Annotated in this window: 11 protein-coding genes and 1 pseudogene; all 12 read left to right on the plus strand. The window is 68.0% G+C overall.

Annotated features, from left to right (window positions below):
• Positions 1–287: 287 nt before the first annotated feature.
• Positions 288–1109: pseudogene (locus ACZ3H8_RS40025) on the plus strand (MFS transporter); the annotation flags it as partial.
• Positions 1110–1677: 568 nt separating this feature from the next.
• Complete coding sequence (locus ACZ3H8_RS40030; protein ID WP_467410176.1) at positions 1678–2718, plus strand: hypothetical protein; 1041 nt, start codon at positions 1678–1680, stop codon at positions 2716–2718.
• Positions 2715–4169 carry an ABC transporter substrate-binding protein gene (locus tag ACZ3H8_RS40035; protein WP_467410177.1) on the plus strand — a complete coding sequence of 485 codons (1455 nt, stop codon included), beginning with the start codon at positions 2715–2717 and terminating at the stop codon, positions 4167–4169. The genes ACZ3H8_RS40030 and ACZ3H8_RS40035 overlap by 4 nt, the downstream gene beginning before the upstream one ends.
• A complete protein-coding gene (locus tag ACZ3H8_RS40040; RefSeq protein ID WP_467410179.1) occupies positions 4166–5062 on the plus strand; it encodes a branched-chain amino acid ABC transporter permease in 897 nt (298 codons plus the stop codon). Before ACZ3H8_RS40035 ends, ACZ3H8_RS40040 begins: the two co-directional genes overlap by 4 nt.
• Positions 5063–5184: 122 nt before the next feature.
• On the plus strand, positions 5185–6228 hold the full coding sequence (locus tag ACZ3H8_RS40045) for a branched-chain amino acid ABC transporter permease (RefSeq protein WP_467410180.1): 1044 nt from the start codon (positions 5185–5187) through the stop codon (positions 6226–6228).
• Positions 6215–7051, plus strand: coding sequence for an ABC transporter ATP-binding protein (locus tag ACZ3H8_RS40050; RefSeq protein WP_467410182.1), 837 nt, complete (start codon positions 6215–6217; stop codon positions 7049–7051). The genes ACZ3H8_RS40045 and ACZ3H8_RS40050 overlap by 14 nt, the downstream gene beginning before the upstream one ends.
• A complete protein-coding gene (locus ACZ3H8_RS40055) occupies positions 7048–7764 on the plus strand; it encodes an ABC transporter ATP-binding protein (RefSeq protein WP_451295535.1) in 717 nt (238 codons plus the stop codon). The genes ACZ3H8_RS40050 and ACZ3H8_RS40055 overlap by 4 nt, the downstream gene beginning before the upstream one ends.
• A 12-nt stretch (positions 7765–7776) precedes the next feature.
• Positions 7777–8247 (plus strand): hypothetical protein, encoded by a 471-nt coding sequence (locus tag ACZ3H8_RS40060; protein ID WP_467410184.1) that lies wholly within the window; start codon positions 7777–7779, stop codon positions 8245–8247.
• A 55-nt stretch (positions 8248–8302) separates the two neighbouring features.
• Entirely contained in the window at positions 8303–9346 is a 1044-nt protein-coding gene (locus tag ACZ3H8_RS40065; protein ID WP_467410186.1) for a lytic transglycosylase domain-containing protein, read from the plus strand.
• Positions 9347–9556: 210 nt separating this feature from the next.
• Positions 9557–9895, plus strand: coding sequence for an enoyl-CoA hydratase/isomerase family protein (locus ACZ3H8_RS40070; protein WP_467410188.1), 339 nt, complete (start codon positions 9557–9559; stop codon positions 9893–9895).
• 368 nt (positions 9896–10263) lie between these two features.
• A complete protein-coding gene (locus tag ACZ3H8_RS40075; RefSeq protein WP_467410190.1) occupies positions 10264–11169 on the plus strand; it encodes a lytic transglycosylase domain-containing protein in 906 nt (301 codons plus the stop codon).
• A gap of 209 nt (positions 11170–11378) precedes the next feature.
• On the plus strand, positions 11379–11651 hold a 273-nt coding region (locus ACZ3H8_RS40080; protein WP_467410193.1), incomplete at its 3' end, for an IS3 family transposase.

Genomic DNA, 11651 nt, shown 5'->3' on the forward strand with positions numbered 1-11651 from the left:
TGCTTCTGAGCGGATGGCGTCTGAGTCCACGCGCCCAGCCCGCTCAGCCCAGGCTCTCCGAGCGGTGCCCTCCTGCGGTCGTCTTCGGCTCCGGCCCGGCGTCCCATGACGCCGGGCCCACAGTGCTGTCCTGGCCCGAACCACCTATACCGCACAGGCGAAAGAACTCCTGCACAACCCGTTGACGCACATACCGTCCGGTCAGTACGTTCCCTGCAGTCGCGATGCCGCCCCCCGCTCCCCCCACATCCCCCTCCCTTCCCCCCCGCCCACCGGAGTGTGCACCCATGGACACTGCGCCTTCCGCAGTATCCGCTCACCCCCTCCCCAGCAAGGCCGCGGCCGACGACGCAAGGAGACGGCGCAAGGTGGCCACGGCCGCCGCTCTCGCCTCGGCCGTCGAGTGGTACGACTACTTCGTCTTCGGCATGGCAGCGGCGCTCGTCCTCGGCGAGCTCTACTTCCCCGCTGGCAGCCCCACCGCGGGGGCGCTGGCCTCCTTCGCCACGTTCGCCGTCGGCTTCCTGGCCCACCCCCTCGGCGGCGTCATCGCCGGCCATCTCGGTGACAAGCGCGGACGCAAACCGATGCTGGTGCTCGCGCTGGCCTTGATGGGCGTCGCCACGACGGGCATCGGGCTGCTCCCCACGTACGCCACGATCGGCATCGCCGCCCCCTTGCTGCTCGTCGTGTTGCGCGTCATGCAGGGCATAGCCCTCGGTGCCCAGTGGGGCGGCGCGATGCTGCTCGCCACCGAGTACGCCCCCGAGGGGAAACGCTGGGTCTACGGCAGTGTCGTCCAGCTCGGCGTTCCCATCGGCGTCGTGACCGCCAACTCGGTCTTCCTACTGGCCGGCGCGTTCACCAGTGAAACCGCCTTCGCCGCCTGGGGCTGGCGCGTGCCGTTCATCGCCGGTTTCTTCGTGCTGGGCCTTGCCTGCTACATCCACACCAGGGTCGAGGAGACTCCCGAGTTCCGAGCCGCCGAACGGGCCCTGGCCGAGAAGGAGAAGAGCGAGCAGAGCTCCATGCTGCGGACCATCCTGCGCGGGCATCTCGGCACGGTGCTGCTGGCCGGCGGATCGTTCGCCGTGAATACCGCCACCTTCCGTACCCGCCGCCCTGCGCGCCATGGAAACTCTTGTCGCATTCGACCTGAACAAGGTCCGCGACAACAACGCCCGCATCGCCGAGTTCTACCGGCGCGCAGAACCCGACCTGGCGATCATCTGTGTCCACGACCCGGCACTTTACGAAAAGATGTCGCAGGCGTGTAACTGACGCCATGGTCGGCGCCGTACGCAGCGCGCCCACTCATGCTGGAACAGCCGACGGCCTTGTCGACCAGTGCGTATGTCAGTTCCGGGTGCACGTCGCCTGCAAGACGCCGACTGGCCCGGCGCGACCACGATGCGGATGCGCGCTGGATGTCGCCAGTGAGGGCAAACTTCTGGGTCGCCTCAGTGACCCGGTGTTCCTCGATGCCCGCGGGCCAGCGTGTTACCTCAAGTCGTGGGAGACCGAAATCGGGCTCTTGACTGTTCGTTGACGCGACTAGGTCCGCTACATAACTTGCCGGCCCCCAAGCAATTTAGTTCAACAGTGTAGTTGGGCTAGCCAAGGAGACAGATGTCTAATCCCAGCAGTCTCGGCGCCGGGTTCGCCGCATCGTGCGCCGTGGTCCTCAGTGCGGCCGCACCGGTCAGCGCGGCACCCGCCGTTGAGCCGGGCCCCTCCGTCGGAGGAAAAGTTTATCAGGCGGGTTGGTGGTGGAGGAGCAACGACGAGAACGAGATCGATAAATCGGGCCTCGTCGCTCGGCCTGAGCCGACGCCGCCGAATGTGCCGGCCGGTGCGATGACGGTGGCGGCGGTCAATGGTGCGGAGGAGATGGTCGCGGCCATCGAGTTCGCCCTGAAGTATGGCCCGGGCGCGGATGTGACCTCGTTCGATGTGATGCTGAGGGAATCGTCCGCCCCCGACTCGAACGTGAACTCCGACGGCGAGGGCGTCAAGGTCGTGGCGTGCCCTGTCACGGATGCGTTCTGGACCAAGGCCGAGGGTGGAAAGTGGTCGTCGCGGCCAGCTTACGACTGTGAACTCGCCGCTGCTGCCGGCAAACGCGGCAAGGACGGGATCTGGCACTTCGACCTCACGTCGATCGCGCGGCTCTGGCTAGCACAGGACAGTCAGCTACCCACCTCGATCGCCCTCGTGGAGCAGGTCGAGGCGCCGATGAGTTTCCAGGTGACCTGGGACGGGCCGTCGGACAAGGGCATCGGCATGAAGCTGGTGGCGACCGGGGGAGCGACACCCCAACCGCCGGCTGCCATACCGGCGGACAGCGGGACGACGGGCGATTCGGGTGCGGTCGACACAGGTGCCGGTACGGACGTCTCCGGGGAAGTACCGGCGGATGCAGGAACTATGCCAGATGACGCCACGGCGCCGGCCGCCACGGAAGCCCAGGACGTGGCCCGCAATAGCGGGCTGCAGTTGCCGGCTGCGGCCACCCCGGTGACGCACGTGGGCTCAATGCTGGAGGACATCCCCGGCGGAGTTCTCTTCCTGATCCCGGTCGGGCTCGGGCTCGCCTATGCGGTGATGTTCGCGCTCGGCCCGAACGGTGAGCCGGTGCTGTCCGGTGCGCGTCACGGTGTGGGCCGCGCGCTCGACCAACTCCGGGTGGTCAAGACGCTTTTCAAGGAGGCGAAGTGATCCAGCGACAATCGAGGCAGATCGGTATCGCAGCGGTGGCGCTGGCGTTTGCGGTGGTCTCGGGCTGCGGGCAGAAGCCGGGCGTGAGCGGGCTTTACGCCGGGCCGGGTGGATCGGGTGGACAGGGCACCGCTGCAGGTGCGCTCGGAGGGGTTGGTGCGGACGGTCAGCCGGTTGACCCAGGCGCCCTGGACCCCGGCGCGCAGGGCGTGGGTGCGGGTGCTGGCACAGGCGCCGCCGGTACCGGGACCGGTACCGGGACCGGGACGGGCACCGGGGGTACCGGTGACAGGGGCGGCAGCGGTGGCGGCACCAGCGGGCCGGTGCCGCCGGGTATCGGCGATCCCACGCCGCTGAAGCCGGGCGAGCCGATCAAGATCGGCGTGCACGCACCGGTGACGGGCGCGGCGGCGATCCCCCAGAACTCGATCGAGCGCGCGGTGGGCGTGTACGCCGACTACATCAACAAGAAGGGCGGGATCAACGGGCGGAAGCTCCAGGTCAAGCTCGAGAACGACAACTTCGACCCGTCGACTGCGGTATCGAAGTGCAAGAGCTTCATCGAACAGAAGTACTTCCTGGTCATCGGTTCCGCCGGTGCCGACCAGATCGACGCCTGCGCGCGCTACGCGAACTCCCGGCAGTGGCCCTACATCTCGGGCGGTGTGCATGAGTCCAATCCGCGTCTCGGATCGCTGAACGCGCTGCGGACCTACTTCGCGGCCTACCTCACCTACGAGCAGCAGGCGCCGATGATCACACGTGAGATGAGGGCGGCCTTCTCCGGGCAGAAGGTCGGGCTGATCGTGGCGGAGAACGATAATTTGGACAACTATGCCAAGGTGCAGGGCAATTCACTGAAGCAGGCGTTCGGAACCAAACTCGTGCTGAACGACCGCGCTCCGAAGAAGATCCAGGCCGAAGCAACGTCGATCGCGGCGAAGATTTGCAACAGCGGTGCGAAGGCGGTCGTGTGGAACGCGAGCCCTGGCGGCCTGGTGAATGTATCCAAGGCGCTGACGTGCAGCGTGAGGTTCTACGGTCCCGGAAACACGAGCGGGCTCAACCTGGTTGCCGCGGGTGGATGCCCGCAGATCGACGGCGCCCGGTTCTTCTCGTCGTTCCCGCAATTGGACAGGATAGACTCGATCGACCCCGAGTTCCGGAAAGCGTATCGGGCGAAGAACGGCGGAGCTGATCCGGACGATATCGCAATCAATGCCTGGGGCCTCGAGAAGCTGGTCGGTCAGATGCTCCAGGCGGCCGGCAAGAACCTGAGCCACCGCACGTTCATGGCGGCGCTCAACAGCGGCAAGACCTTCGACTCCGGGGTGTTCCCGCCGGCCAAGTTCGCACCGAACAAGAGGTTCGGTGGCAGCGTGATGTACCTGCTGGAAGCCGACTGTGGTTCGCGGCAGTTCAAGACCCGGCCCGGGAGGTACAAGCCGTGAGCCAGGAGCTGGTCGTCGCCCTGGTCAATGGGTTGTTCCGGGGCAGTGTGTACGCGTTGGTAGCCCTGGGCATCGTGCTGGTGTACCGCGCGACCGGTGTGTTCAACTTCGCGCAGACGGAGTTCGGCACCACCGGCTTGTTCGCAGCCTTCGTGGCCGTGGAAATGTGGCACTGGGACTACGCGCTGGGCCTGCTGTTCGGCATATCCGTGGCCGTCGTCATGGGGCTGGTGACGGAGCGAGTGGTGATCCGTCCGTTGCGGCACAGCTCGAAGGTGACACTGCTGGTAGGTACCGCCGGTGTCGCGACGACCGCGATCGGCATCCAGTTCTGGCTCACCAACGAGCAGCCGATCCGGGAGATGCCGCCGATCGTCGAGGGCTCGATCGCCACGGTTCTGGGAGTCGCCATCACCTACCAGAAGGTGATCACGGTGCTGGTACTGATCGTGGTGGCGCTGGCGCTGGCGACGTTCTTCCGGTCGCCGTCCGGGCTGGCGATCCAGGCCGCGCAGCAGGAGGCCACCGCCGCCGAACTGGTGGGCATCAGCGTGCGCCGGGTGTCGATGATGACATGGGGAATCGCCGCGGCCCTCGGTGGGCTGGCGGGGATCCTGTCGGGTCCCAACGACACCTTCACCGCGGCGTTCCTCACCTTCGGCGGCGGTGCGGCGCTGCTGCCTGGCCTCATGGCCGCGGTGCTCGCCGGGATGCGCAGCATGCCCGGGGCGCTGGCCGGCGGCCTTCTGGTGGGCATCGTGGAGCAGTTGGGTGCGCTCAGCGCGCTGGCCGACCTGCCCGGGCCGAAGGCGACGATTCTTTTCGTGTTCCTGCTGGTAGTCCTGCTGCTCCGCCCGCAGGGCCTGTTCGCGCGAAAGGTGGTCGGCACATGAGTGCGGTACAGGCATCGCCCGGCAAGGAGGCGTCCGCCGAGAGCACGCTCGTTCTGCCCAGCGTGGTGGGGAAGCCCGAGTCACGGTTCCGGCCGACCACCGCCGGGTGGTTCGCCCGCGGCTTGGCGTGGGCGGCCCTGGCATGGTTCGTGTTCGCGGTTCCCGGCAACTTCCTGTCGCCCTTCGACCTCGATGGCGAGGACACCGGACATCTGATCACCGCTGCCGTGTTCGTGATCACCGGGCTCTCGCTCAACATCCTGATCGGATACACCGGCACCATCTCGCTCGGCCACCAGGCGTTCGTGGGAATCGGGGCGTTCATGGCGGCCTACATGGAGGTCGACCTAGGCATCGACTTCTGGTTGGCGGTGCCGATCGCGGCGATCGTGGGTGGCCTGCAGGCAGCGGTGCTCGGTGCGATCTCGCTGCGGCTCACCGGGTTGTACTTCGCGCTGGTCACCTTCGCCTATGGCGTGTTCACCGAGGAGAGCATCTTCGGAATCATCAGCTTCACGGGCGGTGACGCCGGCAAGGCGGTCACGCGGCCGATGGGGTTCCAGAGCCCCACGGCCTACTACTACCTGTGCCTCGGGTTCGTGGTCGTGGTGCTCTGGCTGGATTGGCGTTTGACCAAAACCAAGGGCGGACGGGCACTGCAGGCCCTGCGGGAGAACCCGAGGGTGGCGTCCTCCTATGGGATCAACGTCAAGGCCTACACGTTGCTCGCGTTCGTCACCTCGGGAGTGTTCGCGGCCGTGGCCGGAGCGCTGTTCGCGCACGGCAAGGACCTGATCGTCCCGCAGAACTTCGGCTTTGAGCTGGCGCTGTCGTTCATCTTGATGACCGTCGTGGGCGGCTTGCGGAACCGTGCGGGCGTGGTGATCGGCTCGGCGTTCTTCGCACTCATGGAGGGCGGCTGGCTGTTCAAGACCTGGCTGTTCGACACCGCCGGCGTGGACTGGCTGATTGAGGACGGCATCGGATTGCCGCTGAGCTTCGTGCCCCATGTCCTCGGCCCCATCCTGCTGATCCTGACGCTGACCACCCACCCCGGCGGTCTCGGGCAGCAGATCGCGCCGATCAAGGAATGGATGCTCGGCCGGAAGTTCGACATACACACCGGGAAGGTGCGGGACGTGGAGGTCACCGATGTCCGTGCTTGAGGTCGACAACGTCAGTATCAACTTCGGCGGCGTGAAGGCGCTGCAGCACATTGACCTGAAGGTTGGGGAGTGGGAGATCGTCGGCATCATCGGCCCGAACGGGGCCGGCAAGACGACGCTGTTCAACTGCATCACCGGGTTCTACAGCCCCACCAGCGGCAGCGTCCGCTACCGGGGCACGAACATCACCGGCAAGCCGGTGCACGAGCGCACCAAGCTCGGGATCGGCCGCACGTTCCAGAACGTCGGCCTGGTGAAGAACACCACCGTGCTGGAGAACCTGGTGACCGCCCAGCACCTGGAGACCGACTACGACCCGTTCGCCGGCATCCTCGGTGGACCGGCCACTTTCGCCGAGGAGCGCAGGCTCGCCGACCGGGCCCACCAGATCCTCGAGCTGATGAACCTCGAGGGAGTCGCGCAGGCCCGAGTGGCCGACCTGCCCTACGGCGTGCTCAAGAAGGTAGAGATCGCCGCGGTGCTGGCCACCGACCCCGACCTGCTGCTTCTGGACGAGCCGGGTTCGGGCATGGGCCCGGAGGAAGCCCACCAGCTCGGCGACACGCTGCTCGAACTGCGCAAGGAGTTCGGCGTGACGATCGTGATGATCGACCACCATGTGCCGCTCGTCACCAGGGTGTCCGACTACGTCTACTGCCTCAACTTCGGCCAGGTGCTGACGGAAGGCAAACCGGACGAGGTACGGCGGCATCCCGAGGTCGTGCGCGCCTACCTGGGCGAGGACCCGGAGGAAGCTGAGGCACCCACGGTCGCCGCGGCCGACGCGCCGGCCACCGAGCGGGCGAGAGAGGAGTACGTCTGATGGCGCTGCTCGAAGTGCGCGACCTTGTGGTCGGCTACGACCAGTACCCGGTGCTGCACGGCGTCAGCTTCGACGTCGAGCAGGGCGAGTGCTGCGTGCTGCTCGGCCTCAACGGCGCGGGCAAGACCACCACGGTCACCACAGTCGCGGGGATGCTGCAGCCGCAGTCCGGCTCCATCACCTTCGACGGCAAGGAGCTGCGCAAGGGCTCGCCGTCACAGCGGGTGGCCGGCGGCATCTCGCTCAGCCCGGAGGGCCGGCGGCTGTTCCCCCGGCTGACGGTGAGTCAGAACCTCAAGCTCGGCGCGTGGTCCCGCCGCCGCGACTCCAAGACGCTCAAGCGGCAGATGGACCTCGTGCTGGACTACTTCCCGCGCCTGGCCGAGCGGGAGAACCAGATCGCCGGCACGCTGTCCGGCGGCGAGCAGCAGATGCTGGCGGTGGGGCGCGCGATGATGTCCCGCCCCAAACTGCTGCTGATCGACGAAGCCTCGCTCGGCCTGTCGCCCACCGTGGCGCGCACGGTTTGGGAGGTCACCTCGCGGATCAAGGCCGACGGCACCACGGTGCTGATGGTGGAACAGAACGCCGGCGCGCTGCCGTTCGCGGACCGCGCGCTGATCATGGAAAAGGGAACGTTGGTGTACACCGGCGTGGGAGACGAGTTGCGGACCGTCAACCTGCGCGAGGCGTACCTCGGATCAGGTGCATAGGAGTAATACATAATGCAGATCAACTTCGGTCGGCTGGGCGGGCAGCTCGGTGTGCTGCTGTGCCTGATCGGTTTCGTCCTGATGTGCCTCGGCTGGAACGGCGCGGCGAGCTACAACTCACTTCCGGCGCAGTTCCCCTACCTGATCTCCGGCGGCGTCATCGGCCTGGCGGTCGTGGTGGTGGGCGCCGCGATGCTCATCGTGCAGAACCACCGGGTGGACCGGGTGCGTTTGGAGGCGGCGATCGACCGTCTCGCCGTCACCGTAGAGAAACAAGGGCTCGGCGGTCCCGGCGCGCAGAGTCCGGGCGTCAGCGGCTACGTGGTGGCCGGTGCCGCGTCCTACCACCGCGTCGATTGCCAGCTGTCGGAGGCGCGGGACGAGGCCGAGCTGATCGGCATCGAGGAGGCGATCGATCGCAACCTCGCGCCCTGCCGGGTCTGCGCGCCGCCGCGCGTTGCGATACCCGCCCGGCAGGGTTGAGGCGGGCCCTGCCACAACTGCGCAACACAAGAGCCTTATGAGGAGAGACGCTGACGTGCTTCTGACCAAGTGGCCGTGGCTGCGGATCAAGGTCACCCCCGCGGTGGCCGGGGCGGTCGCCGCGACCACCGCGGCGACCGGTGTGGCGGTGTACCAGGTCGCCCAGCCGGCCGAAGCCAGCCAGGTGTTCGCGGGAGCGGTTGACGGCGGAAGACCGCTGTACCCCGAGCCGCCACCGGTGGGCGCCCTGTTGCCGGCGCCCTCGCCGGCTCCGTCGGCGACGCACGCCGACGAGCGTGATCATACGGATCGGATGCGGCCGGTAGGGGCCGTCGCGATCCCCGCGCGAGTGCTGGCCGCCTACCGGAATGCGGTGGCCGTGCTGAACGAGCGGCGACCTGATTGTGGGCTCAGATGGCCGCTGCTGGCGGCAATCGGCCGCGTGGAATCGGGTCACGCCCGCGGTGGCCGGGTCAATGCGGACGGCAGCACCATCACCCCCATCCTCGGCCCCCGACTGGACGGCGGCCCCGGTGTGGCGGCGATCCGCGATACGGACAACGGGGTCTATGACCGTGACACCGCATGGGACCACGCAGTCGGTCCTATGCAGTTCATTCCCTCGACGTGGCACCGTTGGGGAGCCGACGGCAACGGCGACGGCACCGCCGACCCGCACAACGTGGGCGACTCCACGCTCGCGGCGGCCCACTACCTGTGCGCCGCGGGAGGAGACGTGAGCCGGGACGGCGGCCTGCGCCGAGCCGTGCTCGCGTACAACCACTCCGAGCAGTACCTGGACCTGGTGCTGGCGTGGATGCGCGTCTACGCGGGCGAGGCGGCGGCGGTCGAGACCTCGCCGGCCACGCAACCGACGCACACTGCGCCGCCGGAACCGCGCCCCAGCGATGAGTCCTCACGGCGGGACAAGGAACCACCACGACAGCCTCCACGGCAGGGCAAGGAACCACCGCGACAGCAGAGCCCGGCCCCGAGCACAGACGGACCACCTGAGCGGCATGAGCCGGACGAGCCCGCTCCGTCGGATCAGCCATCCGAACCGGAGGTACCGGATCTGCCGCTGACCACTGATGAGTAGCCGGTATGAAGGCACCCGGCGGCGGAGCCGCCGGGCCGGCCCTGGCAAGAAGAGGGTGCCCGCTCTCCCCGGCCGCGTCGACGCCGAGCCGCTTTACGGTCGCTGCGCAAGCGGTGACCCGACCGGCTCGACCGGGCCAGAGAACAGCGGCCACGGGGCCGGCCGGGACGAGTACCGGAAACCGGTACACCGTCAAGAGGGAAACCCCGCATGCAATTGGCGCGGGTCACCACCGATGACGGCCTACTCGCCGACCCACACGTGCAGGTCGGGCTGGTCGCGGGCCGACGGCGGCCTACTCACCTCGCCCTGCACACCCGCCTGCTCCTCGCCAAGGAGTACGCAACCACCGGCGCACGCATCCCGGCCGAGCGCGCCGTCGCGATGGGGCTCGCCAACCATGTGGTGGCCGATCCGTTGGCCGAGGCCATGCCATGCGCGAAACGGATCGCGGGGCTGCCGCGGCAGGCGGCCGAAAGCAGCAAACGACCATGCGGGCGCATGCCGTTGACGACAGGTCATACCGGCGGCGCGGATGCTGGTTCGTGATGAGAACGAACAAGGGTAAGTGGGTTGCCCCGCAGGGGCGACCGCCTGATGTGCCGGTAGCCGACCGAGTGCCTTGAGACATTGTGAGGTTGACCATGCAGGAACCAGGAAAGCAGCAATCCGGTCATGACGACCGCCTCGGACGCCCGGTGACGTCGCTGTCCGATCCCCACGCGACACGGCCGGAGCGCCATGTCCGCATGATGCGTTGGAAGAAGTTGGCCAGAGCGCTGTCGACGATACTGGTGGTGCAGCATGTCGTACCTTCCTCGGCAGCTGTCGCTACGGCCGCTGCTGAGGAGAGAGTCGTCACGGACCCGGGTGCTGACGGCGGAAGCACCCCTCTCTATCCCGCTTACCCCAATTTCGTGTCACTGCCGGATCTGCCGAGTGTGACCGACAGCCCTGCCGTGCGGAACGGGGGAGGCCGGGTGCAGGCGCGGCCTGTTGTCCAGGGGATTCCGGCGACGGTGCTGCAGGCCTATCAGCGGGCGGTGGACAACACCAGGGCATCGGAGCCGGGTTGCCACCTGCAGCTGCCGTTGCTGGCGGCGATCGGGAAGGTGGAGTCCGGGCATGCGCGGGGCGGTGATGTCGACGCGCAGGGCACCACTCGGACGCCGATTCTTGGACCGCGGTTGGACGGCAGTCCCGGTGTGGCGGCGATCGCCGACACGGATCACGGGGTCTACGACGACGACACCGTCTGGGACCGCGCGGTCGGATCCATGCAGTTCATCCCGTCCACCTGGCGCAGCTGGGCCGCCGACGGCAATGCCGACAGGAGGGCCGATCCGAACAACGTCTTCGACGCTTCGCTGGCCGCAGGCGGGTACCTGTGCGCGGCCGGCGATGATGTGGCCACACCCGAGGGGCTGCGGCGGGCCGTGCTCGCGTACAACCACTCGGAGTCCTATCTCAACCTGGTACTGGCCTGGATGCGCGTATATTCCGGCGGCCCCGTCGCGGTGCCCGACACACCGGGCTCGGATTCTGACACCGCACCGGGTGCGCCCCGCCACCACGCACGGCAACCGGAACACACACCGCCGCCACGCAGGGCGGACAACACTCTGGAACCGGGGCGACCCGCCGGCAACCAGCCCGCTCCGGCGCCATCCCCGGGCACGAGTACGCCGGGCGGTGAGGGGGGCGGCGCCCCCGGTGGTGCCCTGCCTTCGTCGCCCAACGCACCGACCCTGCCGGCTCCCGCCCCGACCTCGTCGGCACCTCCGTCGACTGTGCCAACCATCAACACTGGGACCACCGGTTGATGTGTTGGGAAGTTGATGAGACGCCACCTGACCACCGCTTCCCGTTACGCGTCTGCCCCGCGCCTTGACCGCTGTGCCGGCGGGCTGCGGATTGCGCGACGGGAGCGGCACCAAGCACATCGAGGGTAGCGGGCCGAGTGAGATCGCGGTCGTGGCCCTGGCGGGCGAACCCTGAAGACGGGCACAGGCGGTACGCAGCCATCGCCGTGATGACCGCCGAGCGGCTGCCGGTCCAGCTGGCCGCCCGCGTCTTGCCCGTCGCAGAGTTCGGCTACCACACCTGGAAGGACCGTCCGCCCTCGGCCCAGTCGGTCAGGGACGCCTGGCCGACCGAGGCCATTACCGGCATTCACCTCGCCTCCCGTGGCACCTACGGCTCCCGCCGCGTCCACGCCGGACTCGACCTGGGATCAGTCATCCACGTCAGCCACGGCACGGTGGAGCTGGGGGCCGCCGAGTTCTGGCAGGCGGTGCGCGGCCGC

The sequence above is a fragment of the Streptomyces sp. NPDC002868 genome, assembly GCF_055563295.1.